Raw genomic sequence first — 26,368 nt, forward strand, 5'->3', positions numbered from 1 at the left:
TGTGCTGTCGTAAACCTCCACCCCTCACTTCTGACCGGCATCCCGGCCATTAGCCACCGCCCGACTCCCCTCACGAACGCGCCTTCCACCGCGCCCTCTTGGGTCTCTGGGCCGCCGGGGACCCGGGTCAGGACGGCCACGGCGCGGGCGTGCTCCTCGCGGAACACGCGCGCGACGTCCGCAGGGCCGATCGTCGTCATGCGGAGCTCAGCGGCCCTGCGCGAACCGGAACGGGCGGACCTCCACGGGGAGCGTGGTCGCCTGCGCCATGCGGCGACCCCAGCCGAGCGCCGCGTCGAGGTCGGGGACGTCGATGACCGTGAGCCCGCCGAGGTGCTCCTTGCCCTCGAGGTACGGGCCGTCGGTCACGAGCACCTCGTCGTCCTTGGCGCGCAGGACCGTCGCGGTGCTCGCGTCGTGCAGGCCGCCCGTGAACAGCCAGACCCCGGCCGCCCGCAGCTCGGCGTCGAGCGCCCCGACCGCCGCCATGATCGGCGCGAGCACCTCGGGCTCGGGTGCCGGGCCGTCGGGCTGCATCACGCTGAGGAGGTACTGCGTCATAGGAACCCCTCCTTGGGGATCTCGGCCGCCCGCGTGCCGGCCTCTCACCTTCTACACGAACGGCCACCCTGCAGATCGACGTGCGGCGACCGATGAGTTCTCGCCCGCAAAGAGGTCGACCCGTGTCGGTGGGGGCGAGCACACTGGTCGCTCCCCCGCACGCGCCGCACCACCGGCGCGTGGCGCTGCGCGACGACGCGCGTCCCCGTTCCTCCCCAGCGACAGGTGTGACTTGTGACCGAGACCCGGACCGAACCGGTCCCGAACGCCCTACCGGGCGCCTCCGGACCCTCCGCCCCGTCCGCCCCCTCCCCCGACCGCATGACGGCCCGGGACCGCACGGCCGTCTCGCTGCTGCTCGTGTCCGCGTTCGTGGTCATCCTCAACGAGACCGTCATGGGCGTGGCCCTGCCGCGGCTCATGGACGACCTCGCCATCACCGCGAGCGCCGCACAGTGGGTCACGACCGCGTTCATGCTCACGATGGCCGTGGTCATCCCCGTCACCGGCTTCGTGCTGCAGCGCACCACGACGCGCGCGGCGTTCCTCGCGGCGATGGGCCTGTTCAGCGTCGGGACGCTCGTCTGTGCGCTCGCGCCCGGGTTCGAGGTGCTCCTGGTCGGCCGGGTCGTGCAGGCGGGCGGGACCGCGATCATGATGCCGCTGCTCATGACGACCGTCATGACGGTGACGCCGCCCGCGAGCCGCGGGCGCACGATGGGCAACATCTCCGTCGTCATCTCGGTCGCGCCGGCGCTCGGCCCGACGATCTCCGGCTTCGTCCTCAGCGTGCTCGACTGGCGGTGGCTGTTCGGCCTCGTGCTCCCGATCGCCGTGGGCGCGCTCGCGCTCGGGGCTGCCCGCCTGGTCAACCTGACGACGCCGCGCGAGGCCCGCATCGACGTCCTCTCGGTCGTCCTGTCGGCGTTCGCGTTCGGCGGCATCGTGTACGGCCTGAGCCGCGTCGGGGAGTCGGCCGTGGGCGGCGGTGCGAGCGCGGCGTGGGGCGCGCTGGGGGTCGGGCTCGTGACGCTCGGGCTGTTCGTCGCGCGCCAGCTCGTGCTCCAGCGGACCGACGCGGCGCTGCTCGACCTGCGCACGTTCCGCTCGCCCGTGTTCACCGTCGCGATCGTGCTCATGGCGATCAGCATGATGTCCCTGTTCGGGACGATCATCCTGCTGCCGCTCTACGCACAGCAGGTGCTCGGCCTCGAGGCGCTGCAGACCGGCCTCCTCATGCTGCCGGGCGGCCTGCTCATGGGCTTCCTGGCGCCGTCGGTGGGCCGCGCGTACGACCGGTTCGGTCCGCGCGTGCTGCTCGTGCCGGGCGCGACGACCGTCAGCGTCGCCGCGTGGCTGCTCACGACGCTCGGGGAGCAGAGCTCGCCGTGGCTGCTCCTCACGGGGCACGTGGTCCTCAGCGTCGGGCTCGCTCTCATGTTCACGCCGCTGTTCACCGCGTCGCTCGGCTCGCTGACGCCGAACCTGTACTCGCACGGCAGCGCGATGGTCGGGACCGTCCAGCAGGTCGCGGGCGCCGCGGGGACGGCGCTGTTCGTCACCGTGCTGACCGCCCGGGCGTCGGCGCTCACGGAGACCGGCGCGGGTCCGGTGACCGCGATGGCGGGCGGCGTGCACGCCGCGTTCCTCGTCGGTGCCGTGATCTCGGTCCTGGCGATCCCGGCGGCGTTCGCGGTGCGCGTGCCGAAGGCCGAGCGAGGAGCCGTGGACGTCGGTTCGGCGCCCGTCGGGGCGCACTGACCGGGACCAGGACGTAGCAGACGTAGCGGACTCCACCCGTGTGCGGTGCGTCACGGTGCCCGCCCGCGGGCCGTGACGCACTTGCTCCGGGTGGCGTCCGTCTGCCTACGGTGGGGTCACCGACGTGCCACCGACCGGGGGGAGCTGCGCCGTCGTGCGACGCCTCATCCCTGCGCTGGTCCTGGCGGCCGGCGCCCTCGTGCTCGTCCTGGTCCTGCTCGCGGGGCCGCTCTCGCCGAGCCCGGAGCCCGGGCCGACCGCCGCGGCGCCCACCACCTCGGCGCAGCCCCAGCGGGTCAGCACCGTCCTGTCGAGCGAGTTCGAGGACGGCACCGACGGCTGGGAGGGGCTCGGGACCGCGGAGGTCACGACGCGCGAGGGCGACGCCCGCAGCGGTGCGTCGAGCCTTCTCGTGAGCGGGCGTACCGAGGCGTGGAACGGTGCGCTGCGCGGCCTGGAGGGCGTCCTCACCGCCGGGACGGAGCACACGCTGTCCGTGTGGGTCCGCCTGGCGCCGGGGGCCGCGGGGTCGGAGCCGGCGGGGTCGGAGCCGGCGGACGACGCGGGCGACGGCGACGCGGGCGCCGGGGCCGCCGCGGAGGGCTCGGCCGACGAGCTCCAGCTCACGGTCCGGCGCGACGCCGACGGTGAGCGCGTCTACGACCACCTCGTGCACGCGCCCGTCGGCACCGGCGCCTGGGTCGAGCTGCGCACCGCGTACACGCTGCCCGAGGGCTCCGAGCACCCCGAGCTCTACGTCGAGTCGACCGGCACGCTCGCCGACCTGCTCGTCGACGACGTGACCGTGACGAAGGAGGCACCCCCGGTGCAGACCGACATCCCCGCGCTGCGCGACGCCCTCGCGGGCGACTTCCCCGTCGGGACGGCCGTCGGGCGCCAGGACCTCGACGGCGCGCCCGCGGAGCTCCTGACCCGGCACTTCTCGACGATCACGCCCGAGAACGCGCTCAAGCCCGCGAGCCTGCAGCCCCACGAGGGCGAGTTCACGTTCGAGCAGGCCGACCAGGTGCTCGACTTCGCCGTCGAGCACGGCCTGGACGTGCACGGCCACACCCTCGTGTGGCACCGCTCGACGCCGGACTGGTTCTTCCGGGCCGCCGACGGGCGGGAGCTCGGGCAGAGCCCCGAGGACCAGGCGCTGCTGCTCGCCCGGCTCGAGGCGCACGTGCGCGCGGTCGCGGACCACCTCGAGGAGCGCTACGGCGACGCGAACCCGGTCCGCGCGTGGGACGTCGTCAACGAGGCGATCGACCCCGAGGAGGACGACGGCCTGCGCCGCAACCCGTGGTACGCGGTGCTCGGCCCGGAGTACGTCGCGCACGCGTTCCGGATCGCCCGCGAGGTCTTCGGTCCCGACACGGTGCTGTACCTCAACGACTACGGCACCGAGGGTGCGGCGAAGCGCCGCGCCGCGGCGGACGTGGTGCGGCGGCTGCTCGACGAGGGCGTGCCGGTCGACGGGGTCGGCCACCAGATGCACGTCAACCTCGGTGTCCCGGTCTCGCGCATCGAGGACACGATCGCGACGTTCGAGGACCTCGGTGTCCGGCAGGCCGTGACCGAGCTCGACGTCGCGATCGCGGAGTCGCCGGACGAGGCGCTCGACCACACCCCCCGCGAGCGGCTCGACCGGCAGGGCCTGTACTACCAGGACCTGCTCGCCGCGTTCCGCCGCCATCCCGGCGCCGTCTCGTCGCTGAGTGTGTGGGGGCTCTACGACGCGCGGAGCTGGCTGCGGGCCTGGCCGACCGAGCGGCCCTACGAGGCACCGCTGCTGTTCGACGGGGACCTGCAGGCCAAGCCGGCGTACTGGGGGCTCGTCGACCCGGACCGGCTGGGCTGAGGCGCTGACCGTCCCAGGACGGGCCGGGCTCGCACCCGCGCACCGACGTCAGGCCGGCGTCCCGTCCCGTGCGAGCCCTGCGGCCTCGCGCGTGCGCCGGTTCGCGTGCGGCGACCAGCGCGGCACCGTCACCCCGAGCGCGACGGCCGCGAGCAGCGCCGCCCCGCCCGTCGCCGCCACGCCGAGCGCGAGGCTGCCGAGCGCCGCTCCCCCGGCGACGACGAGCGGACCCGCGGCGACGCCGGCGTCCTGCAGCAGCCGCCACGCCCCGAGGAACTGCGATCGGGCCGTCGGCGGCGCGACGTCCGCGCCGAGCGTCATCAGCAGCCCCGAGCCGATGCCGTTGCCGAGACCCAGCGCCATCGCGGCGACCGCGAGCGCCGGCAGCGTCCCTGCGAACGGCAGGAGCAGCAGGGCGACGCCCAGGACGAGCATCGACGGGATCGCGATCCAGAGCCGACCGCGCCGGTCCATGAGGTGGCCCGCGGGGTAGAAGAGCAGCATGTCGACCGCGCCGGAGAGCCCGAACACGAGGCTCGTCGTGGCCGGCGCGAGCCCGAGGTGCTCAGACCACAGCGGCAGCACGACCTGTCGGGCGCCCCGCACCGCGCCGACGAGCAGCACCGCGACTCCCAGGGACGTCAGGACGCCGCGGTGCTCGCGCAGCACCGCGCGCACCGGGACACGAACCGCGGTGCGCCGCCGCACCGTCTCGGCACCCGCGGCGTCCGGCACCGCGAGCACGACGGCACCCGCCAGCAGCGCGGTGGCCACTGCCAGGCCGAACGCGGCGGACGTCCCGCCGAGGTGCACCGCGAGCGCCCCCGCGAACGGCCCCAGGAACAACCCGATGCGGCTCACGCCGCCGAGGGTCGACAGCGCCCGGGCGCGGGTCTCGGCCGGGGTGATCTCGGTGAGGTACGACTGCCGCGCCAGCTGGTAGACCGATGCCGTCGCCCCGGTGCCGAGCACGGACACGGCGAGCACGAGCAGGTCCCGGGACAGCGCCGCTCCCGTGAGCGTGAGCGCCGCGACGCCCGAGGCGACGAGCATCGCCCGGCGGTCGCCGACGCGCGACGCGAGCCAGCCTGCCGGCACGTCGCCGAGGATCTGGCCGACGCCGACCATCGCGGCGAGCAGCCCGGCGAGCGCGAGCGACGCACCGCGCTGTGACGCGGTCACCGCGACCATCGGCACGGCCGCCCCGATGCCGACCTGGAACACGAGAGCGGGCAGGTACACCCCGGCGAGCGACCGGCGGTCGAGGAACGCCGGCGCGCGGCGGGCGGTGGTGCTCATCGCCGTCAGTCTCGCCCGGGGCCGCGCCCGTCGCAGCCCGGTCTCAGCGCGGCAGCCGCAGCACCGCGCGTGCGCCCCCGCGCGCCGCGTCGCCGAGCTCCACGTCGCCGCCGTTCTCCCGCGCGACCTCCCGCGCGATCGCGAGCCCGAGCCCGCTCCCACCGGCCTCGCGCTCGCGGGCGTCGTCGAGCCGCACGAAGCGCTCGAAGACGCGTTCGCGGTCCGCCGCGGGGATGCCGGCGCCGTCGTCGTCCACGGTGACCGCACCGTCCTCGACCGTGACGTCGACGTGCCCGGCCGCGTGGCGGACGGCGTTGTCGAGCAGGTTCCGCACCACCCGCAGCGCCGCCGCGGGGTCGGCGTGCGCGCGGCCCGCACCGGTGACGGTGAGGCGCACGTCGGTGCGCGCCGCGACCGCCCCGGACGACTCGGCGGCGCCCCGCACGACGTCGAGCAGGTCGAGCTCGACGGGGTCGGCGCGCGTCGAGCCCACGCGCGCGAGCAGCAGGAGGTCGTCGACGAGCGCCTGCATGCGCAGCACCTCGCCCTCGAGGTCCTCGGCGAGCTCCGCACCGCTGTACGCGTCGGGGTGCGCGCGGGCCACCTCGATCGACGTCCGCAGGGATGCGAGGGGCGAGCGCAGCTCGTGCGCGGCGTCGCCCACGAACGTGCGCTGCCGGGCGGCGGCGACCTCGAGCCGGTCGAGCATCTCGTTCAGCGTGCGGGTGAGCGCCCCGAGCTCGTCGTGCGCGCGCCGGACCGGCAGCGACCCCGGTCCCCCGGTGCGGGCGACCTGCGCGGCCGCCTGCCGGAGCTGCTCGACGGGGTGCAGCGCACGCCCGAGGACCGTCCAGATCACGACCGCGAGCAGCGCGGTGAGGACCGGCACGACGCCGACGAGCGCGAGCCGGAGGGCGTCCAGCAGCCCGCGCACCTCCGCGAGCGGCACGGTCGCGACGACCGTCACCGGGGCGTCCCGGTACGTCCCCGCGAGGACCGCGACGCGGGCGTCCCCGTCGTAGGCGCTCCGGTCGGTCCCGGTGACGAGGACGTCGCCGGTCGCGGCCGCCTCGGCGCGCAGCCCCCGTACCGCGTCCGGCGGCAGCACCGGGAGCGTGCGGCTGGCGTTCGGGGAGGACGCGACGACGGCGCCGTCGGCGTCGAGCAGCTGGACGAGCTCGCCCGGCTCGTCGACCGGGAGCGCGTCGGGGAGCCGGTCGTCGCCCACGAGTGCCGCGACCGTGAGCGCGCGGTGACGCGCGATGTCGTCGAGCGCGTCGACGCGGCTCACCGAGAGCACGTTCGTGAGGATGAGCGCGCCGGCGGCGAGGCCCGCGCACAGCACGCCCGCGGTCAGCAGGGTCAGCCGGAGGCGCAGCGACCAGTTCCCGGGGCCGCGGGCCGGCGCGGGCTCGGGTCCACCCGGCACGGTCATCCGGCCGCGCGGTACCCCGCACCGCGCACGGTCGCGACGACGTCCCGCCCGAGCTTGCGCCGCAGGTACCCGACGTACACCTCGACGACGTTGAGGTCCTCCCCCGACCCGTCCCACACGTGGTCGCGCAGCTCGACCTTGCCGACGACCCGGTCGGCGTGCCGCATGAGGTACTCGAGCAGCGCGGTCTCCCGGGTCGTGAGCGCGACGCCCTCGCCCCCGCGGGTCACGACGCGCGTCGCGGGGTCGAGCACCACGTCGCCGACCTGCAGGACGGCGGGCCGGGCATGCGCGGGCCGGCGCACGAGCGCCCGCAGCCGGGCCACGAGCACCACGAACGAGAAGGGCTTCGTCAGGTAGTCGTCGGCACCGACGTCGAGCCCGTCGGCGACGTCGTGCTCGCCGTCCTTCGCGCTCAGCAGCAGCACGGGCGTCCAGACGCCGAGCGCGCGCAGGTCCGTGACGACGTCGTAGCCGTTGCGGCGCGGCAGCATGATGTCGAGCACGATCGCGTCGTACTCGTTCTCGGTCGCGAGGTGCAGCCCGGTCGCGCCGTCGAACGCGACGTCGACCGCGAAGCCCTCCGCGGTGAGCCCCCGGTGCAGGGCGCGCACGAGCCCGCGTTCGTCGTCGACCACCAGGACCCGCACACGAGGAGCATCCCACCGCGCGCGCCGCGGACAGTGCCGGCGGACCGGACGACCTCTCAGCGCGCCCTCAGGCGCCGCGGCGCACAGTGGAGCCATGACCGAGACGACCGAGCCCTCGAGCACCCCACGCACACTGTCCCAGCGCGCCCGCTGGGCCGTCCCGGCGGTCGCCGCCGTGGCCGTCGCCGGCGCGTTCGTCGCACCCCCGCTGCTCGCCTCCGCCGGCGCCGAGGGCCTGCCCGACGTGACCCCGGCCGAGCTCATCAGCTCGGTCGCCGCCGCGCAGCCCGTCCCGATGAGCGGCACCCTCGTCTACACCGCGCGGCTCGGCCTCCCCGAGATCCCGTTCGGCGAGGTCGGCGGTGCCGACCCGATCGCGCTCCTCGGCGGCAGCTCGACGCTGCGTGTGTGGACCGACGGCACGGAGCGCTCGCGCGTCTCGCTGCTCGGGTCGGTCTCCGAGTACTCGGTCGTGCGTGACGGCGCGGAGGCGTGGACGTACTCGAGCTCCGACGAGGAGGTCGTGCACTACGCGCTCAGCGCCGAGGACCAGGCCCGCTACGACGCCCTCGCCGAGCAGGCGCGCGCCAGGACGCTCCCCGAGGTCGCCGGCGAGCTGCCGACACCCGACGAGGTCGCCGGCCAGGTCCTGGCGCAGGCCGAGCAGTTCTCGTCGGTCACGCTCGACTCCGAGCTGACGGTCGCCGGCCGGGACGCCTACCAGCTCGTCGTGACGCCGAAGGCCGGCGCCGAGACGCTCGTCGCCCGCACCGTCGTCGCGGTCGACGCCGAGACCTCGACGCCGCTGCGCGTGCAGGTGTGGAGCACGCAGGACGACGACGCCCCGGCGCTCGAGGTCGGGTTCACCGACGTGGCCTTCGAGGCACCCGACGACGCGGTGCTCGCGTTCTCCGCCCCGGCGGGCGCGAGCGTCAAGGACGTCGAGGTCCCGCTGCCGAGCGCCGCGGACCTCGCCCGGGTCCCGTCCGCCGAGGACGCGCAGGAGCTGCCCCCGGGCGTCACGGTGACCGGCACCGGCTGGGAGTCGGTCACCGAGATCACCGGTCTCGACGTCGCGAACCTCGTCGCGGGCGACCCCGCAGCGCTCACGAGCGTCCCGGGCGCCGGGCAGACGTTCGGCTCCGAGAGCGCGCAGGACCTGATCCAGGAGTTCGCCCCGACCGACGAGAACGGCCAGCACGGCGTCCCGGACCTCGACACGGGCGCGCTCTACGACCAGCTGACCACCGCGGTCCCCGAGGGCCGGCTGCTCAGCTCGTCGCTGCTCAGCGTCCTCGTCACGACCGACGGGCGCGTCCTGGCAGGGGCGGTCCCCGCGGAGACCCTGCGCGGGATGGCGTGACGGGGACGACCGTGGCGACCGACGTGACCGTGACGGCGGGCAGCGCACAGCTGCCCGCCGTCGGCGGCGCGCCCGTCGACCACGACCTCGCGGTCCGCACCGACGGCCTGACGAAGCGCTTCCGCTCGGGACAGGTCGCGGTCGACGGGATCGGTCTGCGCGTGCCGCGCGGCTCCGTGTACGGCTTCCTCGGCCCGAACGGCTCGGGCAAGACGACGACGATCCGCATGCTGCTCGGCCTCGTGCGCCCCACGAGCGGGCGGGCGTGGCTGCTCGACGGCGCGATGCCCGAGGCGGGCGCCACCGTGCTCCCCCGCGTCGGCGCGCTCGTCGAGGGCCCTGCGTTCCACCCCTACCTCACCGGACGGGCCAACCTCGCCCGCCTCGACGCGAGCGACGCGACGGCCGACCCGCGCACGTCGCGCCGGCGCAGCGAGGACGCGCTCGAGCGCGTCGGGCTCTCCGCGGCCGCCGCGAAGCCGTACCGGCAGTACTCGCTCGGCATGAAGCAGCGCCTCGGGCTCGCCGCCGCGCTGCTGCGCCCGCGCGAGCTCCTCGTGCTCGACGAGCCGACCAACGGGCTCGACCCGCAGGGCACGCGCGAGGTGCGTCACCTGGTGCGCGAGCTCGCCGACGCCGGCACGACCGTGCTGGTCTCCTCGCACCTGCTCGCGGAGATCGAGCAGGTGTGCACGCACATCGGGATCATGAGCCGGGGCCACCTGCTGCTGCAGGGCGAGCGCCGGGCGCTGACCGACCGCGGCACCGCGCACGTGGGCGTCACGACGTCGCTCGCGCACGTCGGCGCCGTGGCGGAGGTCCTGACGGGGCTCGGGCTCACCGAGGTCACGACCGACGGGCCGACGCTGCGCGCGCTGCTCGCGAGCACGCCGCCCGAGAAGATCTCGGCGGCGATCGTGCACGCCGGCCTCGACCTCGTGGGGCTCGACGTCACGCGCCCGAGCCTCGAGCAGGTCTTCGTGGAGCTGACCGGGGAGGGCTTCGATGTCGCGCGCTGAGACCGTCGACGTCGTCGACCCCACCGCCGCCGCACCGGCCGCGGCTGCCGTCTCCGTCGCGCACCGCCGGGGCGCGTGGGCGCGGCTGGTGCGCAGCGAGCTGCGGCTCGTCTTCGGCCGGCGCCGCAACCAGGTGCTGCTCGCCGGGCTCGCCGCCGTCCCGCTGCTGCTCGGCACCGTGCTGCTCGTGACGCAGGACTCGGCGCTCGGCGGGCAGGGGCCCGGCTTCGTCGGGCGGGTGACGGGCAACGGGCTGTTCCTCGTGGTCGCCGCGCTGTTCCTGTGCCTGCCCTTCCTGCTGCCGCTGACCATCGGCATCGCGTCAGGCGACGCCGTCGCGGGCGAGGCGTCCGCGGGGACCCTGCGCTACCTGCTGACCGTGCCCGTCTCGCGGACGCGGCTGCTCGGGGTCAAGGCGCTCGGCGCGCTCGCGTTCGCCGGTGCGGCGGTCCTCGCGATCGCGGTCGTCGCGTTCGGGACGGGCGCGGCGTACTTCGGGCTCGACGACATGGCGCTGCTCTCGGGGTCGACCATCCCGCTCGCCGACGGCATCGCGCGCATGGCCGGCGTCGTCGTGTACGTCGCCCTGTCGATGACCGGGCTCGTGGCCGTCGGGCTGTTCCTCTCGACGCTCACCGAGGTGCCGGTCGGCGCCATGGCGGCCACCGTCGTCGTCGCGATCGTCTCGGCGGTGCTCGACACGCTCCCGCAGCTGTCCGCGATCCACGGCGGGCTGCTCACCCACCACTGGCTCGACTTCGCGGAGTTCCTGCGCGTCGAGGTGGGTTGGGACGTGCTCGCGCAGGGGCTCGCGGTGCAGGGCGCGTGGGTCGTCGTGTTCGGCTCGCTCGCGTGGGCGCGCTTCACGACGGCCGACGTCTCGTCCTGAGGCCCGCCACGCGGTGCCGTTCGGGGTGCGCCGTGTCGGTGGGCGCCGGTAGACAGGGGCGGACGCGCGCGTCCTCGGGAGCCCGGTGACGCGCGCATGCACCCGACGACGAGGAGCACGCCCATGCCGGTCCGTTGGTATGCCCTGGTGGTCGACTGCGCCGACCTGCGGGCGCAGTCCGCGTGGTGGGCGCAGGCGCTCGGCTGGGTCGTCGGCTACGAGGACGACGAGGAGACGACGCTCGTCCCGCCGCACGCGCTCGACAGGTCGCGGGACGTCCCGGTCGAGGAGCGGGGTCCGGGCCTGTGCTTCGTGCAGGTCCCCGAGCGCAAGCAGGTGAAGAACCGCCTGCACCTCGACCTCGCGCCGCGCGCCGGCGAGGACCAGGCCGAGGCGGTCGAGCGGCTGCTCGCGCTCGGCGCGACGCGGGCCGACGTGGGTCAGGCCGACGACGTCTCGTGGGTCGTGCTCGCCGACCCCGAGGGCAACGAGTTCTGCGTGCTGAGCCCGCGCGACTGAGCCGTGTTCGAGGGCTTCTCGGAGGACCGGGTCCCCGCCGGTGACGTCGACCTCCTCGTGCGCCACGGCGGCAGCGGCCCGGCGGTGCTGCTGCTGCACGGGCACCCGCGCACGTCCGCCACGTGGCACCGCGTCGCGCCCTTGCTCGTCGGGCGCGGGTTCACGGTCGTGTGCCCGGACCTGCCGGGATACGGGCGCTCGGGCAAGCCGGTCCCCGCGCCCGGGCACGAGCCGCACGCCAAGCGCGCGGTCGCGGAGCGGCTGCTCGCGGTGATGCGGGCGCTCGGGCACGAGCGGTTCTGCGTCGCCGGGCACGACCGTGGCAGCTACTCGGCGCTGCGCCTCGCGCTGGACCACCCCGACGTCGTGGACCGCCTGGCGCTGCTCGACTGCCTGCCGATCAGCGAGCACCTCGCGCGCGCGGACGCCCGGTTCGCGACCGCCTGGTGGCACTGGTTCTTCTACGCCCAGCCCGAGGTCCCGGAGCGGGTCATCACCGCGGACCCGGACGCCTGGTACCGCGGCGACGCCGAGGTCATGGGGCGGGAGAACCACGCGGAGTGGCGGGCGGCGGTGCGGGACCCGGAGGTCGTGCGCGGCATGCTCGAGGACTACCGCGCGGGTCTCACGGTGGACCGCCGCGACGAGGAGGCCGACCGGGCTGCGGGGCGCCGGGTCGAGCCGCCGCTGCTCGTGCTGTGGTCGACGCGTGACGACCTCGAGCACCTCTACGGGGACCCGCTGCGGATCTGGGCCGACTGGGCGCGCGACGTGCGCGGTCACGGGATCGACTCGGGGCACCATGTCGCCGAGGAGGCACCGGGCCCGCTGGCCGAGGCGCTCGCGGAGTTCTTCGCAGCCCGCTGAGGGCAGCCGGCCCTTGACGTGCAGGCAATTGCCTGCCTAACGTGCGGAGTGGCCGACGACGTGGACGACGTGTTCAAGGCGCTCGCCGACCGCACCCGGCGCCGGCTGCTCGACCGGCTGCACGAGCGGAACGGGCAGACGCTCGGCGAGCTGGCGGACGGCACCGGGATGGCACGGCAGTCCGTGACGCAGCACCTCGACCTGCTCGAGGCCGCGAACCTCGTCAGCACCGTGCGGCAGGGCCGGACCCGCCTGCACTACCTCAACCCCGTCCCGCTCCACGAGATCCAGGAGCGGTGGATCGACAAGTTCGAGCGCCCGCGGCTGCGGGCTCTCAGCGACCTACGACGACGAGCGGAGGACGCCATGGCCGAGACGCCGGCGTTCGTGTACGTGACCTACATCGACGCGACCCCGGAGCGGGTGTGGGAGGCGCTCACCGACGCGGACCTGACCGCGCAGTACTGGGGCCACAGCAACGTGTCCGACTGGCAGGTCGGCTCCGGCTGGGAGCACCGGCGCACCGACGGGAGCGGGACCGCCGACGTCGTCGGCACCGTGCTCGAGAGCGACCCTCCGCACCGGCTCGTGTCCACCTGGGCGCTGCCCGGCGAGGACCCCGTCGAGGGCGCCTCGCGCGTCACGTTCGACGTCGCGCGCTACGGCACCATCACGCGGCTCACGGTCACGCACGTGGACCTGACCGAGGAGGACCGCCGGGAGGCGGCGTCCGGCTGGGCGGCGGTGCTGTCCAACCTCAAGACGTTCGTCGAGACCGGGCGGCCCCTGTCCGAGGTGCCGTGGGCCCGGGACCGCACGTGAGCCCCGGCGCGCCGGGCGGTGCGGCGCGCGGTGCGGCCGACCTCGCGGGCTACGTGCTCGAGTTCGAGGACACCTTCGACGGTCCGGACCTCGACCCCGCGCGGTGGATCCCGCACTACCTCCCCCAGTGGAGCTCGCGCGCGTCGTCCGCGGCCCGCTACGTGCTCGGTGACGGCACCTTGCGGCTGCGCGTCGAGGAGGACCAGCCGCCGTGGTGCCCCGACCTGGACGGCCAGCTGCGCGTCTCCTCGCTGCAGACCGGCGTGCTCTCCGGGCCGGTCGGCAGCCGCGTCGGCCAGCACCGGTTCCACCCCGACGCGGTCGTGCGCGAGGCGCAGGACGAGCAGCGGCTCTGGACCCCGCAGTACGGCTGGGTCGAGATGCGCGCCCGCGCGACCGACGACCCGGCGGCGATGGTCGCGCTGTGGATGATCGGCGTCGAGGACTCCCCCGAGCGCTCGGCCGAGATCTGCGTCGCCGAGATCTTCGGCCGGGACGTACGGCCCGATCGCGCGCTCGTCGGCATGGGCGTCCACCCGTTCGGCGACCCGGCGATCGTCGACGAGTTCGCCGCCCAGCCGGTCGCGATCGACGCACGCGAGGCGCACACGTACGCGGTCGACTGGACGCCCGAGCACGTCGACTTCCTCGTCGACGGCGTGCACGTCACGCGCGTCGCCCAGTCCCCCGCGTACCCGATGCAGCTCATGCTGAACGTGTACGCGTTCCCCGCGTCCGGCGGCGGTCCGCCGCCCGGGCCCTGGCCCAAGGAGCTCGTCGTCGAGCACGTGCGCGGCTACCGGCGCGCGGACGGGCCGAGCGGGCTGACCGTCGCGTGAGCGAGGGACCGGCCACCCGCCCCCGGTGCCTCCGGCCGGTCAGCCGCCCGACCGGCGAGCCGTGACGAGCAGGTACTCCCAGTCCATGACCGACGTCCCGTCGACCCGGCGCGCGTGGCCGGCGGCGAGGGCCGCGAGCGCCTCGTCGAGCTCAGCGGCCCGCTCGGCGTCGTCCCCGATCGCGCGGTACACGGCGATCGTCGGGCCGTAGCACGCCTTGAAGAAGTCCCGGAAGTCCTCGGGGGCCGCGAACCGGTCCACGGGAAGCGTGCGCCGCTCGACCTCGACGTCGTCCACCCGGTCGCCGAGCAGCGCGCGGACGTGCTCCTCGCGTCCCCACAGCGGAGGCGGCTGTGCGCCGGGCGGGGGCGGGGGCGCGTAGGGCTTCATCGCCGCGAACATCTGACCGATGAAGCCCTCGGGGGTCCAGCTGAGGACCCCGACGCGACCACCCGGACGGACGACGCGCACGAGCTCGTCGGCGGCCCGGGAGTGGTGCGGCGCGAACATGATCCCGATGCACGAGAGCGCGACGTCGAACTCTCCGTCCGTGAACGGCAGCGCCTCGGCGTCCGCCTCACGCCACTCGACGTCGAGCCCGCGACCGTCCGCCGCTCGCCGGCCGACCTCGAGCAGCGCCGGGGTCAGGTCCGACGCGACCACGCGTGCGCCCGCGAGCGCCGCGGGCAGCGACGCGTTCCCCGACCCGGCCGCGACGTCGAGCACGCGCTCCCCCGGCTCGACGCGCAGGGCGTCCACGAGCGCGGGACCGAGGCCGGCGACGACCTCGCTCGCGACCGCCGGGTAGTCACCGAGCGCCCACATCGCCCGGTGCCGTGCCTTCAGCGCGCGGTCCGCGTCCCTGGCGTCGACGGTCTCCGTCATGGTGGTCCTCCTCGTCGGTGCCCCGGCACACCGCGCGGGGGTCACCTGTGCGGAGCCCCGAGCGGCGCCGCAGATACTGAGAGTGGCGGTCTCGGACCCGCCGGCGGGCCCGTGCCGGGTGCACGCGCGGCCGCCGCGGAGCAGGCTGGGTGCCATGGACGAGCTGCTGAGCCTGCACCGGGTCAACGCCGAGCGCTTCTCCCGACTGGTCCACCGCGTGGGTCCGCCGGGCGACACCGCGTGGCAGCGGGCCACGCCGTGCAGCGAGTGGTCGGTGCGCGACCTCGTCGACCACCTGACGTCCGAGCAGCTGTGGGCGGTCGAGCTCCTCGCGGGCCGGACCGTCGCGGAGGTGGGCGACCGGTTCGACGGCGACGTCCTCGGCGCGGACCCGGTCGCCGCATGGGACGCCGCCGTCGCGGCTGCGCTCGCGGCGTTCGCGGAGCCGGGCGCGCTGGAGCGGACCGTCGACCTCAGCCGGGGCCCCACCGCGGCGCACGACTACCTCGACGAGATGCTCACCGACCTCGCGGTGCACGGCTGGGACCTCGCTCGCGGCCTCGGGGTCGAGGACGCCATGGACCCCGCGACGGTCGACCGGCTGCTCGTCGAGTGGTCCGGCCGCACGGACGAGCTCGGCCCCGGCCCCGTGTTCGCCGGGCCGCTCGACGTGGCGGAGGACGCGGACCAGCAGACGCGCCTGCTCGCCCTGTTCGGCCGCCGGGCCTGACCGGGCGGGCGTCCGCCCGGTTCGAGCGCGGGCGTCAGCCCTCGTCGAGCGCCGACGGCTTGTGCACGGCCTCCCGGCCCGTCTTGTCGCTGCGCACGAGGTACTGCGGGTCGTCCTTCGACGCGCGGACGGTGCGCCCGGCCGCTTCGGTGTCCTCGGTGATCTTCTTCTCGACCTTCCCCTCCACGGTCGAGCCGTGGCTGCGCCACGTCACCTCGTCGCCCTTGTGCAGGTCGTCGCCCATCGCGTGCTCCCCTCGTCGGCAGGCCCCCAGCCTCGACCGCGCCGCGGCTGGGCGCCACCGCGGAGCGCGGCACGGGCGAGGACCCCGCGCGCAGCAGACCGCGGCCGGTCGACGCCGGACCCTCGTCCCAGGGCGGCCGCGCAGGTGCGCCGCTAGTGTCGGGCCGACCGGGAAGACACGTGCGAGAGCAGCAGCGGGGGTCCCCATGGCGGGCATCTGGCGAGTGAAGACCGTGGAGCAGTCCATCGCCGAGACCGACGAGCCGGGCCACCGCCTCAAGCGCACCCTCCGGGCGTGGGACCTCGTGGTGTTCGGCGTCGGCGTCATCATCGGCACCGGCATCTTCGTGCTCACCGGCCAGCAGGCCGCGACCAACGCCGGTCCCGCCGTCGTCCTGTCGTTCCTCCTCGCCGGGGTCACGTGCGGCCTCGCGGCGCTCTGCTACGCCGAGCTGGCCTCGAGCGTCCCGGTCGCGGGCAGCGCGTACACGTTCTCCTACGCCACGCTCGGTGAGCTCGTGGCCTGGATCATCGGCTGGGACCTGCTGCTCGAGCTCATGCTCGGCGCGGCGGTCGTCGCGCGCGGGTGGTCGGCGTACCTCGCGTCGCTGTTCGACCTGCCGCCGTGGCTCGCGGGTGACACGGCGCGACCGGACTTCGCGGCGATCGCGATCGTCCTCGTGCTGGCGCTGCTGCTGATCCGGGGCTCGAAGACGTCGAGCCGGTTCACCGGCGTGCTCGTCGTCATCAAGGTCGCGGTCGTGCTGTTCGTGATCGGTCTCGGCGCGATGTACATCGACACCGCCAACTACTCGCCGTTCGTCCCGCCGGCGCAGGCGCCCGAGGGGGCGGCCGGCAGCGTGCTGCACCAGCCGATCGTCCAGGCGTTCCTCGGGCTCGAGCCGACGCACTTCGGCGCGTTCGGCGTCGTCGCCGCGGCCTCGGTGGTGTTCTTCGCCTACATCGGGTTCGACATCGTCGCGACGACCGCCGAGGAGACGCAGAACCCGCAGCGCGACATGCCGCGCGGCATCCTCGGCTCGCTCGCGATCTGCACGGTGCTCTACATGGCCGTGTCGTTCGTCCTCACCGGGATGGTGCCGTACGGCGACCTCAACACCGGCGCGCCGCTCGCCGAGGCGTTCGAGGCCGTCGGCATCACCTGGGCGGCGCGGCTCATCGCGCTCGGCGCCGTCGCGGGCATCACGAGCGTGATCCTCGTGCTGATGCTGGGCCAGACGCGCGTGCTCTTCGCGATGTCGCGCGATCACCTGCTGCCGCCGTCGCTCGCGCGTGTCCACCCGCGGTTCGGCACGCCGTGGCTCATCACCGTCGTGGTCGCGGGCGCGGTGGCGATCCTCGCGGGGTTCGTGCCGCTCTCGGCGCTGTCCGAGCTCGTGAGCATCGGCACGCTGTTCGCGTTCGTCGTCGTGTGCCTCGGCGTGCTCGTCCTGCGGCGCACCCGCCCCGACCTGCCGCGCGCGTTCCGGACCCCCGGCGCGCCCGTGGTGCCGATCCTCGGGGTCGTCGCGTGCGGCTGGCTCATGATCAACCTGCCGCTCGAGACCTGGCTGCGGTTCGTCGTGTGGATGATCGTCGGGCTCGTGATCTACGGGCTCTACGGTCGCCGGCACAGCCGGCTCGGGCGGAGCCTCGCGTCGCCGTCGGAGACGCGTGGTACCCCCGGGCCGGGCGGCGACGGTGCGGCGTCGGTCACGGGCGAGGGCGAGCGCCCGGCACGCTGACCGGGCGGCGAACCCCCGGCTCGCTGACCGCCGGGGGTGCACCCCGGCACACTGACCGGCGCTGACCGGCGCTGACCGGCACGGCCCGGACGCCGAGCTGCGACCCGGCGCGCTGACGCGGGCCGGTACGCGACACCGCCCGACCCCCGGCCCTGTCGGCGGCCCGGCGCACCTCGGGCGGCTCGACGCGCCGGCCCTGGGACGCCCCCTGGCCGCCGCGGCCGTTTACGCTGTATAGTCGCCAGTTTACAGCGTAAGGAGACATCGTGACGGCACCCCCGAGCGACGCCGCCCGTGCCATGCCGCTCCTGTGGCGCTCCTCCGCGTCGGGCGGTGACCCGCCGGCCGCAACCGCAGGCCGGCCGCCGGGCCGCACGTCCGCACCCGCCGCGCTCGGCGTCGACGCGGTCGTCGGCGCCGCGATCGCCCTCGCCGACGAGCGCGGCCTGCCCGGGGTGTCGATGCGCGCGGTGGGCGAGCGCCTCGGCTGCACGGCCATGGCGCTGTACACCCACGTGCCCACCAAGGCCGTGCTCGTCGACCTCATGCTCGACGCCGTCCACGCCGAGCTGCCGCTCAGCCACCCCGGCGCGACGTGGCGTGAGCGTGTCGAGGCCTGGGCGGACGCGACCTGGACGTTCTACCTGCGCCACCCGTGGGTGCTCCAGGTCTCCCCCGCGCGACCCGTGCTCGGGCCTCACCAGTACGCCCAGCTCGAGGGCCTGCTCGCCGCGGTCGAGGAGTCCGGGCTGCCCCCGCGCGACCTGCGCCGGCTCGCGAGCGCGCTGGCCCAGCTCGTCGGCGGCGTCGCGCAGACGGTCGCCGAGACCCGGCAGGCGGAGTCGCTGACCGGCGTCGCCGAGGACGCGTGGTGGTACGAGCGCTCGGCGCTCCTCGAGCAGGTCGCGACCGACTTCGGCACGCGGTTCCCGACGGTCACCCGCCTCGCCGACCAGGGCGCGTTCACCCTCGACGACGAGTCGGTGCCCTACCTCGAGCAGGAGGCGACCGAGACGTTCCGCACCGGCCTCGCGCTCCTGCTCGACGGGGTCGCGTCGCGCGTCGCGAGGGCGGCGTCATGAGCGCCGAGCGCACGAGCACGAGCGACGACGTCGTGGGGCCGGGCCCCGCCACCGCGACCGACGGCACCCTCTCCGCCACCGACGCCGCCGCCACCGCCGCCGACGCCGCCGAGAAGGTTCCGCTGCGCTGGGAGAACCTGCGCGTCCTGTGGGCCTTCGTCCGCCCGCACGCGCGCGTCGTCGCCGTCGGGATCGTGCTGGGCCTCGGCGCGACCGCCGCGACCCTCGCGATGCCGCTCGCCACGAAGTGGGTCCTCGACACCCTCGGCACGGGCGCCTCGCTCGCACGTCCGGTCGGCATCCTCGTCGGCCTCCTCCTCCTGGGCCTCGCGTGCGGGCTCGCCCAGTGGGTGCTGCTCGGGCGCCTCGCGGAGCAGGTCGTGCTCGAGGCCCGCACCTCGCTCGTCCACCGGTTCCTGCGCGGGCGGCTCGGGGACGTCACGGAGCGTCCGACCGGCGAGCTCGTCACGCGCATCACGTCCGACACGGTGCTGCTGCGCGAGGCGGCGTCGTCCAGCGCCGTGCAGCTCGTCAACGGTTCGGTCTCGCTGGTCGGGACGGTCGTTCTCATGGCGGTGCTCGACCTGCCGCTGCTGCTCAGCACCCTCGCGGCCATCGTGGTGGTCGCGGTGCTGCTCGGACTGCTCCTGCCGAGGATCGGGGTCGCGCAGCGCGCTGCCCAGGCCTCCGTGGGCGAGCTCGGCTCGGTCCTCGAGACGAGCCTGCGCGCGCTGCGGACCGTGAAGGCCAGCCGCGCCGAGGAGCGTCAGGTCGCGCGCATCGTGCACGAGGCCGAGGAGTCGGCGCGGCACAGCGTGCGTGCGGTCTGGATCACCGCGGTCGCGTGGTCGATCGCCGGCGGCGGCATCCAGCTCGCGGTCATCGCGATCCTCGCGATCGGCGCCTGGCGCGTCGACGCGGGCAACCTCACCGTGTCGACGCTCGTGGCGTTCCTGCTCTACGCCTTCAACATCGTCGACCCCATCACGACGCTGACCCAGACATTCACGCAGCTGCAGTCCGGCGTGGCGGCGGCCGCCCGGATCCGCGAGACGGACGGCATCGAGATCGAGGACGTGCACGCGGGCGGCACGCTGCCGGCGGCGCCCGCGTCGGTCGCCGTGCTCGAGCTCGACGGCGTGACGCTCACCTACCCGGGCGCGGACGCGCCTGCGCTGCACGAGCTGTCGCTCGCCGTGCCGACCCGCGGGCACACCGCGATCGTCGGGCCGTCCGGCGCCGGAAAGACGTCGACGTTCTCGCTGCTGCTGCGCTTCGTGGACCCGACCGCCGGGTCGCTGCGGCTCGACGGCGCGCCGTTCGCCGACCTGAGCATCGACGCCGTGCGCTCGCGCCTCGCGTACGTGGAGCAGGAGACACCGCTGCTGTCCGGGACCCTGCGCGAGAACGTCGTGATCCGCTACCCCGACGCGACCGACGACGAGGTGTGGCGCGCGCTCGACGCCGTCCGGCTCGGGGACCGCGTCCGGGCGCTCGCCGACGGCCTCGACACGGTCGTGTCCGCGACGAGCCTGTCCGGCGGCGAGCGCCAGCGGGTCGCCCTCGCCCGGGCGGTCGTCCGTGAGCCCGACGTGCTGCTGCTCGACGAGGCAACCGCGCAGCTCGACGGGCTCACGGAGGCGGCGATCCAGGACGTCATCGACCGCGTCGGCCGCGAGCACGCGGTGCTGACGATCGCGCACCGGCTGTCGACGGTGATCGACGCCCAGCAGATCGTCGTGCTCGAGGCGGGCCGTGTCCGGGCGACGGGTACGCACGCGGAGCTGCTGGCGACGGACGACCTCTACCGCGAGCTCGTCGCGGCGCTGCGGATCAGCACGGAGCCCGAACCGGTCTGAGCGCGCGCCGCCCCGGCGCCGCAGCGCCTCGGGCACCGGCGCCTCACGCCGCGTCCCGCGTCAGCGCCGCAGCGCCCGCACGACCGAGCGAGCCCCCGCGAGCGCCAGCGCGCCGCCGACCACCCACGGGACCGCGTTGAGCACGGGGTCGAGCGCCTGGTGGCCGAGGTCGGCGCGGCTGCCCTCGCGGCGCGAGGCGACCGGGTGGTGCGACACCTCGCTCAGCACCCCGGTCTCGGTGACCGGGTTGTCCGGGCGGAGCGTCACGAACGACGCGAGCGCGTTCTCCAGGGCGTCGACCCGGTCGGCGCCGAGCAGCAGCAGCCAGTGCGCGGCCCGCGCCTCGCTGTACCGGGCGTACGCGAACCGGCGGATCGCCCCCGACGTGCCGTGGAGCGGTGCGGCCGTGCCGAACACCGGCGTGAGGAACGCGTGCTCGATCGACCGCTCGCGCGGCGCGAGCTCCTCCTGGCGCTCGGGGAACTCCCAGCGTGCGCCGCTCGCGCCGGGGTCGAAGCGCTCGCGCGGCACGGCGGGCCGGTCGCGGGGGTCCCGGTCGACACCCCAGCCGGGGATGCGCGCGCGCAGCTCGTCGAACGTCTCCGGGAGCGGGGGCTTCTCGGGCGTGTAGGCCATGGGGAGGTCCTCTCTCAGCTCGCGCTCGGGACGATCAGAGGCTTGATGCAGCCGTCGAGCTTCGCGGAGAAGATGTGGTAGCCCTCCGCGATGTGCTCGAGCGGGATGCGGTGCGTCACGATGTCGTTCGGCTTGAGGTAGCCGTTGCGGATGTGCTCGAACAGCCGGGGCCACTGACGCTTCACCGGGCACTGGTTCATGCGCAGCGTCAGCCCCTTGTTCACGGCGTCGCCGAACTTGACCGCGCTGAACACCGGGCCGTACGCGCCCATCACCGAGATGGTCCCGCCCTTGCGCACCGAGTCGATGGCCCAGTTGAGCGCGATCGGCGACCCGCCCTGGAGCTTGAGCCGCGCACCCGTGAGGTGCTGGAAGAAGCTCCCGTCCGCCTCCGCGCCGACGCAGTCGATCACGACGTCCGCGCCAAGGTGGCCGGTGGTCCGCTTCATGTGCACGATCAGGTCGTCGTGCTCGGTGAAGTTGACCGTCTCGGCGTGGGCGAACGTGCGCGCCTTCTCGAGCCGGTAGTCGAGGTGGTCGACGACGATCACCCGCCCCGCGCCCATGAGCCACGCCGACTTCGCCGCGAACAGCCCGACGGGGCCGGCGCCGAGGACCATCACGACGTCGCCCTCGTCGATGTCGCCGAGCTGCGCGCCGAAGTAGCCCGTCGAGAGCGCGTCGGTCATGAGCAGCGCGTCCTCGTCGTCGATCCACTCGGGGATCTTCTGCGGGCCGACGTCGGCGAACGGCACCCGGACGTACTCGGCCTGACCGCCGTGGTACCCGCCGGTCGTGTGCGAGTAGCCGTAGATCCCGCCGACGGCCGTCGCGTTCGGGTTCACGTTGTGGCAGTTCGAGTACAGGCCGCGCGCGCAGAAGAAGCACGAGCCGCAGTAGACGTTGAACGGCACCATGACCCGGTCGCCGACCTGGAGGTTCTGCACCGAGGACCCGACCTGCTCGACGACCCCGATGAACTCGTGGCCGAACGTCGTGCCGACGCGGGTGTCCGGCATCATCCCGTGGTAGAGGTGCAGGTCGGAGCCGCAGATCGCCGACAGCGCGACCCGGACGATCGCGTCGTTCGGGTGCTCGATCGCCGGGATGTCACGCTCCTCGACACGGATCCGGTACGGACCCCGGTAGACCATCGCTCGCATCAGCACCGCCTCGTCGTCGGGTTCGGAGATCGCCGTTTCACCATCGCACGACGGTCCCCGGGACGCGCGTCCAGAACCCCCGGTGTGCGCCGGAGGCCCCCGGGCGGGGAGGATGCCGGGGTGACGACGACCACCGAGACCACCGAGAACGGCCGGCGCCTGCGGTGCGCGCTGTTCGTCGACTTCGACAACGTGTACATCGGGCTGCAGCGGCTCGACCCCGTGGCGGCCGAGGCCTTCGCCGCGCACCCCGGGGACTGGCTGCGCGCGCTCGAGCAGGGCAGCGACATCGACGGCGACTTCACGCGCCGGTTCCTCGTGCGGGCGTGCTACCTCAACCCGTCGGTGTTCTCGCAGTTCCGGCCCAACTTCACGCGTGCCGGCTTCAGCGTCGTCGACTGCCCGTCGCTGACCCAGCAGGGCAAGAGCAGCGCCGACATCAACCTCGTGCTCGACGCGGTCGACGCCCTGAGCGCGCAGACCCGGTACGACGAGTTCGTCATCCTGTCCGCCGACGCCGACTTCACGCCGCTCGCGCTGCGCTGCCGGGCCGCCGACCGGCGCGTCACGATCGTCACCGCCGGCCCCGCGGCGAGCGCCTACCGCGCGGTCGCGGACACCGTGGTGACGGCCGACGAGCTCGTCGAGCTCGTGACCCCGCCCGCCGTCGCCGAGCTCGTCGCGCCGGTAGCCACCGCCCCGGACGCACCCGCGCCGGCGGCGACCGTCGCCGGTACGGAGCCGCCGTCGCCCGCCGCGGGTCGGGGCGGCGGACGCGCACCGGCCAGCCCGGCCCGCAAGGCGGTCCTGCGCCTCGTGCGCGCGGCGGAGCGGCCCCTGCCCGGCGACGTCGTCGCGCAGGCGGCGTGGAAGGCGGACCCCGCGCTGCGCGGCTCCGGCTGGGACGGCACGGGTGACCTGTTCGCGTGGCTCGCGCGCACCGTCCCCGAGCTCGGGACCGCGCCGCAGCCCGCGCCAGGGTTCGTGTGGGACCCCAAGCGCTTCAGCGAGGCGGACCTGCAGCCCGTGGAGAGCGTCGACCTCCCGCCGCTGCAGCGCCAGGTCGTCGAGGTCACCGACATCCCCAACCTGCCCACCGAGCGCTACCGCGTGCTGCTCACGGCGCTCGCGGAGGACGTCCGCACGACCCCGTTCGTGCGGCCCGAGACCGCCCGGCGCGTGCGCGACGCGTGCCAGGCCGCGGGCGAGGCGATCGGCCGCGCGTCCGTCAACACCGTGATCTCGGGGGTGCTGTTCGCGGGGCTCGACCTCACCACGAGGCCGAGCGCCGTCGAGCTCGCGCAGACCTGGGCGGACAACGTCGTCGGGCTGTGCCGGGGTGCGCGCATGGAGCTCGGCCCGGCGGACGTCGCGGCGATCCGGGCGTGGGTCGGCGGTGGGCTCGTCCCGCGCTGAGCCTCGGCGGGGTCGTGCCCATCCCCTGGACTCCTCCGGCCGCGGTCCGCACCATGGGCGGGTGACGACGACGCCGCCCGAGGACACCGCAGGCCCGGAGCACGGGACGCCCGGCGTGCACGACGGCGCCGCACCACCCGCGGGCCCGGCGGTCGCCGAGGCCCTCGCCCCGGCCGAGGAGGAGCGGCCCGGCTGGCGGCGCGACGTGACCGTCTTCCTCACGGGCCAGACGGTGTCGCTGCTCGGCTCGATGCTCGTGCAGTACGCGGTCATGTGGCACCTGACCCTCACGACGCAGTCGGGCACCGTCCTGGCGGTGTCGTCGGTCGTCGGGTTCCTGCCGCAGGCCGTCGTGTCGGTGTTCGGGGGCGTGTGGGCCGACCGGCTCGACCGCCGGGCGCTCATCATCGGGGCCGACGCCACGATCGCGGTCACGACCCTCGCGCTCGCGCTGCTCATGATGGGCGGCGCCGACGACCTGTGGCTCATCTACGTCACGCTCGCGATCCGCTCGGCGGGCGCAGGCATCCAGACGCCCGCGGTCGGCGCCCTCCTGCCGCAGATCGTGCCCACCAGCAGGCTCATGCGGGTCAACGGGATCAACGGCACCATCCAGGCGGCGCTGATGCTGCTCGCCCCGGCCGCGGCGGCAGCCCTCTACGCGGGCTGGGACATCGTGGCGATCTTCTTCGTCGACGTCGTGACCGCGGTCGTCGGGATCGCGCTGCTGCTCACGATCCGGGTGCCGCGCCTCGTGCGGTCGGACGCCGACGCACCCGTCGGGTACGTCGACGACCTCGTCGCCGGCTTCCGGTACGTCGCGCACCACGCGTTCGTCCGCTGGGTGCTCGGGCTGTTCGCCGTCGTGTTCGTGCTCATCGTCGCGCCGTCGTACCTCACGCCGCTCATGGTCGTGCGGACGTTCGGCGACGAGGTCTGGAAGCTCACCGTCAACGAGGTCGCGTTCAGCGTCGGCATGATGCTCGGCGGCGGCGCGGTCGCCGCGTGGGCTGCGAACGCGAACCGGATGACGCTGCTGCTGCGCTCGACGCTCGTGTTCGGGGTGCTCTCGGTCGCGATGGGCCTGTCGACGAACATGTGGGTCTTCTTCAGCCTGATGTTCGCCCTCGGGTTCGCGGTGCCGTTCTTCTCGACGCCGTCGACGACCGTGCTCCAGGAGACGGTCGAGCCCGAGATGCAGGGCCGGGTGTTCGGGTTCGTCGGCATCGTCATGGCGCTCGCGATGCCGGTCGGGATGGCGGTGTTCGGGCCGCTCGCGGACCGCTTCCGCGTCGAGCAGCTGCTGGTCGCGGCCGGGGTCGCGCTGTTCGCGGTCGTCGGGCTCGCGATGGCGCTGCCGGGCGGCCGCCGGTCGATCGCCGCCGCGGGAGCGCGCTCGACGTCGGACGCCTGACGGCGTCGGGCGGAGACCGGGGCGCCGGAGGTCGGTCCGCGTTGTGCGGCGGAGCTCAGCGCACCGTCCCCCGCAGCACCCGGACGACCGCCGCACCTGTCCGCCGGCCGGAGACGAGCGCACCCTGGGACGACGCGGTGTCGCGGTGGTCCCCGCAGACGAACAGCGCGTCGCCGAGGTGCACGGGGCGACGGGTCGACAGCGGCGCGGGCTGCACGGGCAGCGCCGCGGGGATGTCGTGGCGCGCGACCTCGCGCCAGCCGGACGTGCCGACCCCGAACATCTCCCCCGCCTGGCGGCGCACGTCCGCCTCGTCGGGCGCCGTGCCCCGCAGCAGAGCCGTGACCTGGACGAGGGCCTCGCCCGGCGGCGCGTAGGACGGCGCGGCGGCGCTCATCACCGCCGCGTTGACCACCGGTCCGCGCCGGCGCCCGTCCACGACGACGACCGGCTCGGTGCCCGGCGGCTCGTCGGTCGCGTACCACCACGTGACGAGCCCCTTCATGGCGGGCACCGCGACGCCCGTGAGCGTCGCGGCCGAGGGCGCGTCGGTCGCGACCACGACCGCCCGCGCCGTGAGCGACCCGGCGGCGGCGCGGACCCGGTGCCCGCCGGGGACCGCGTCGACCCGCTCGACACCGTGCCCGAGCCGGACGTCGGGCAGGGCGCGCGCGAGCTGTGCCGGGAACGCGCCCATGCCGGCGGCCGGCACGCCCGGGGTCCCGAGCAGGAACATGCGCACGAGCAGCCGCACGAACCGGGTCGAGGACGACCCGTCGTCCTCCGCGAGCACGCCGGCCAGGAACGGCTCGAGGACCTCGCGCCGCACCCGCCCGTCGGCCTCGTGCGCGTCGAGCGAGCGCCCCCAGGCGTCGTCCGGAGCGCTCAGCAGCCGTCGCACCGGCCCGAGCGCGGGCGCCGCCCACCGCGCGAGCGCGACGAGCTCGCGCGGGCGCTCGTACCCGCTGCGCAAGGTCTCGCGCAGCAGGCGCGGCGCACGGCGCGGGTCGGCCAGCAGCGCGAGGCCGTCGTCGCGCCGCACCGCCACGCCGGGCAGCAGAGGACGCAGGTCGAGCGCGGCGACGTCGACGCGAGCCCGCACGGCCGGGTAGGCCGGGTTCAGCACCTGGAACCCGCGGTCGACCGTGAAGCCGTCGACGCGCTCCGACCGGATGCGCCCGCCGACCTCGCCCGCGGCCTCGAGCACCACGACCCGCAGCCCCCGCTCGTGCAGGGTCCGGGCGCACTCGAGACCCGCGATCCCCGCACCGACCACCACGACGTCGCAGTCCATCCGGGCAGCGTAG

General features: G+C 75.0%; 24 protein-coding genes and 1 pseudogene. 15 read left to right on the plus strand and 10 right to left on the minus strand.

Annotated features, from left to right (window positions below; all coding sequences use genetic code 11):
- Both ACWFNE_RS15315 and ACWFNE_RS15320 read right to left on the minus strand, forming a co-directional pair.
- Nucleotides 1–200 (minus strand): annotated as a pseudogene (locus ACWFNE_RS15315) (RNA polymerase sigma factor); the annotation flags it as partial.
- 7 nt (nt 201–207) lie between these two features.
- Entirely contained in the window at nt 208–561 is a 354-nt protein-coding gene (locus ACWFNE_RS15320; protein ID WP_452123281.1) for a YciI family protein, read from the minus strand.
- Between the two features lie 321 nt (nt 562–882).
- On the opposite strand from ACWFNE_RS15320, the gene ACWFNE_RS15325 reads away from it, so the two are divergent.
- Entirely contained in the window at nt 883–2,322 is a 1,440-nt protein-coding gene (locus tag ACWFNE_RS15325; protein WP_452123282.1) for an MDR family MFS transporter, read from the plus strand.
- A gap of 154 nt (nt 2,323–2,476) precedes the next feature.
- A complete protein-coding gene (locus ACWFNE_RS15330) occupies nt 2,477–4,186 on the plus strand; it encodes an endo-1,4-beta-xylanase (protein ID WP_452123283.1) in 1,710 nt (569 codons plus the stop codon).
- A 48-nt stretch (nt 4,187–4,234) separates the two neighbouring features.
- On the opposite strand, the gene ACWFNE_RS15335 is transcribed toward ACWFNE_RS15330, so the two are convergent.
- The 3 genes from ACWFNE_RS15335 to ACWFNE_RS15345 are packed head-to-tail and all read right to left on the minus strand — an operon-like array spanning nt 4,235 to nt 7,570.
- Nucleotides 4,235–5,485, minus strand: coding sequence for an MFS transporter (locus ACWFNE_RS15335; RefSeq protein ID WP_452123284.1), 1,251 nt, complete (start codon nt 5,483–5,485; stop codon nt 4,235–4,237).
- Between the two features lie 43 nt (nt 5,486–5,528).
- Nucleotides 5,529–6,920 carry an ATP-binding protein gene (locus ACWFNE_RS15340; protein ID WP_452123285.1) on the minus strand — a complete coding sequence of 464 codons (1,392 nt, stop codon included), beginning with the start codon at nt 6,918–6,920 and terminating at the stop codon, nt 5,529–5,531.
- Complete coding sequence (locus tag ACWFNE_RS15345) at nt 6,917–7,570, minus strand: response regulator transcription factor (protein ID WP_452123286.1); 654 nt, start codon at nt 7,568–7,570, stop codon at nt 6,917–6,919. Before ACWFNE_RS15345 ends, ACWFNE_RS15340 begins: the two co-directional genes overlap by 4 nt.
- 94 nt (nt 7,571–7,664) lie before the next feature.
- Here ACWFNE_RS15345 and ACWFNE_RS15350 point away from each other — a divergent pair, with 94 nt between their 5' ends.
- The 7 genes from ACWFNE_RS15350 to ACWFNE_RS15380 all read left to right on the plus strand — a co-directional run bounded on the left by ACWFNE_RS15350 (nt 7,665) and on the right by ACWFNE_RS15380 (nt 13,888).
- The gene (locus ACWFNE_RS15350; RefSeq protein WP_452123287.1) at nt 7,665–8,933 is read left to right on the plus strand and encodes a LolA family protein; all 1,269 of its coding nucleotides are present in this window, start codon (nt 7,665–7,667) and stop codon (nt 8,931–8,933) included.
- Between the two features lie 29 nt (nt 8,934–8,962).
- The gene (locus tag ACWFNE_RS15355; RefSeq protein ID WP_452123450.1) at nt 8,963–9,952 is read left to right on the plus strand and encodes an ABC transporter ATP-binding protein; all 990 of its coding nucleotides are present in this window, start codon (nt 8,963–8,965) and stop codon (nt 9,950–9,952) included.
- Entirely contained in the window at nt 9,939–10,841 is a 903-nt protein-coding gene (locus ACWFNE_RS15360; RefSeq protein WP_452123288.1) for an ABC transporter permease, read from the plus strand. The genes ACWFNE_RS15355 and ACWFNE_RS15360 overlap by 14 nt, the downstream gene beginning before the upstream one ends.
- 123 nt (nt 10,842–10,964) lie before the next feature.
- The gene (locus ACWFNE_RS15365; RefSeq protein ID WP_452123289.1) at nt 10,965–11,360 is read left to right on the plus strand and encodes a VOC family protein; all 396 of its coding nucleotides are present in this window, start codon (nt 10,965–10,967) and stop codon (nt 11,358–11,360) included.
- 3 nt (nt 11,361–11,363) lie between these two features.
- On the plus strand, nt 11,364–12,227 hold the full coding sequence (locus ACWFNE_RS15370) for an alpha/beta fold hydrolase (RefSeq protein ID WP_452123290.1): 864 nt from the start codon (nt 11,364–11,366) through the stop codon (nt 12,225–12,227).
- A gap of 48 nt (nt 12,228–12,275) precedes the next feature.
- Nucleotides 12,276–13,049, plus strand: a complete 774-nt coding sequence (locus ACWFNE_RS15375) for an ArsR/SmtB family transcription factor (RefSeq protein WP_452123291.1) — start codon at nt 12,276–12,278, stop codon at nt 13,047–13,049.
- Nucleotides 13,046–13,888 (plus strand): glycoside hydrolase family 16 protein, encoded by an 843-nt coding sequence (locus ACWFNE_RS15380; RefSeq protein WP_452123292.1) that lies wholly within the window; start codon nt 13,046–13,048, stop codon nt 13,886–13,888. Before ACWFNE_RS15375 ends, ACWFNE_RS15380 begins: the two co-directional genes overlap by 4 nt.
- A 39-nt stretch (nt 13,889–13,927) precedes the next feature.
- Here ACWFNE_RS15380 and ACWFNE_RS15385 read toward each other — a convergent pair whose 3' ends face one another.
- A complete protein-coding gene (locus tag ACWFNE_RS15385; protein ID WP_452123293.1) occupies nt 13,928–14,773 on the minus strand; it encodes a class I SAM-dependent methyltransferase in 846 nt (281 codons plus the stop codon).
- A 154-nt stretch (nt 14,774–14,927) separates the two neighbouring features.
- Here ACWFNE_RS15385 and ACWFNE_RS15390 point away from each other — a divergent pair, with 154 nt between their 5' ends.
- Nucleotides 14,928–15,503 carry a TIGR03086 family metal-binding protein gene (locus ACWFNE_RS15390; protein WP_452123294.1) on the plus strand — a complete coding sequence of 192 codons (576 nt, stop codon included), beginning with the start codon at nt 14,928–14,930 and terminating at the stop codon, nt 15,501–15,503.
- A 34-nt stretch (nt 15,504–15,537) separates the two neighbouring features.
- Here ACWFNE_RS15390 and ACWFNE_RS15395 read toward each other — a convergent pair whose 3' ends face one another.
- A complete protein-coding gene (locus ACWFNE_RS15395) occupies nt 15,538–15,747 on the minus strand; it encodes a DUF2945 domain-containing protein (RefSeq protein WP_452123295.1) in 210 nt (69 codons plus the stop codon).
- 205 nt (nt 15,748–15,952) lie between these two features.
- Between ACWFNE_RS15395 and ACWFNE_RS15400 the strand changes: the two genes are divergently transcribed.
- The 3 genes from ACWFNE_RS15400 to ACWFNE_RS15410 all read left to right on the plus strand — a co-directional run bounded on the left by ACWFNE_RS15400 (nt 15,953) and on the right by ACWFNE_RS15410 (nt 20,432).
- Entirely contained in the window at nt 15,953–17,491 is a 1,539-nt protein-coding gene (locus ACWFNE_RS15400; RefSeq protein WP_452123296.1) for an amino acid permease, read from the plus strand.
- A gap of 266 nt (nt 17,492–17,757) precedes the next feature.
- On the plus strand, nt 17,758–18,573 hold the full coding sequence (locus ACWFNE_RS15405; RefSeq protein WP_452123297.1) for a TetR/AcrR family transcriptional regulator: 816 nt from the start codon (nt 17,758–17,760) through the stop codon (nt 18,571–18,573).
- Nucleotides 18,570–20,432 carry an ABC transporter ATP-binding protein gene (locus tag ACWFNE_RS15410; protein WP_452123298.1) on the plus strand — a complete coding sequence of 621 codons (1,863 nt, stop codon included), beginning with the start codon at nt 18,570–18,572 and terminating at the stop codon, nt 20,430–20,432. Before ACWFNE_RS15405 ends, ACWFNE_RS15410 begins: the two co-directional genes overlap by 4 nt.
- 60 nt (nt 20,433–20,492) lie before the next feature.
- On the opposite strand, the gene ACWFNE_RS15415 is transcribed toward ACWFNE_RS15410, so the two are convergent.
- Both ACWFNE_RS15415 and ACWFNE_RS15420 read right to left on the minus strand, forming a co-directional pair.
- Nucleotides 20,493–21,068 (minus strand): hypothetical protein, encoded by a 576-nt coding sequence (locus ACWFNE_RS15415; protein WP_452123299.1) that lies wholly within the window; start codon nt 21,066–21,068, stop codon nt 20,493–20,495.
- Nucleotides 21,069–21,082: 14 nt separating this feature from the next.
- Entirely contained in the window at nt 21,083–22,231 is a 1,149-nt protein-coding gene (locus ACWFNE_RS15420) for a zinc-dependent alcohol dehydrogenase (protein WP_452123451.1), read from the minus strand.
- A gap of 120 nt (nt 22,232–22,351) precedes the next feature.
- On the opposite strand from ACWFNE_RS15420, the gene ACWFNE_RS15425 reads away from it, so the two are divergent.
- Both ACWFNE_RS15425 and ACWFNE_RS15430 read left to right on the plus strand, forming a co-directional pair.
- Nucleotides 22,352–23,647, plus strand: a complete 1,296-nt coding sequence (locus ACWFNE_RS15425; protein WP_452123300.1) for an NYN domain-containing protein — start codon at nt 22,352–22,354, stop codon at nt 23,645–23,647.
- A 61-nt stretch (nt 23,648–23,708) separates the two neighbouring features.
- Entirely contained in the window at nt 23,709–25,061 is a 1,353-nt protein-coding gene (locus ACWFNE_RS15430) for an MFS transporter (protein ID WP_452123301.1), read from the plus strand.
- A gap of 55 nt (nt 25,062–25,116) precedes the next feature.
- Here ACWFNE_RS15430 and ACWFNE_RS15435 read toward each other — a convergent pair whose 3' ends face one another.
- Nucleotides 25,117–26,355: an NAD(P)/FAD-dependent oxidoreductase gene (locus tag ACWFNE_RS15435; RefSeq protein WP_452123302.1), complete on the minus strand. Its 1,239-nt coding sequence runs from the start codon at nt 26,353–26,355 to the stop codon at nt 25,117–25,119.
- Nucleotides 26,356–26,368 lie beyond the last annotated feature (13 nt).

The sequence above is a fragment of the Cellulomonas sp. NPDC055163 genome (assembly GCF_053607065.1).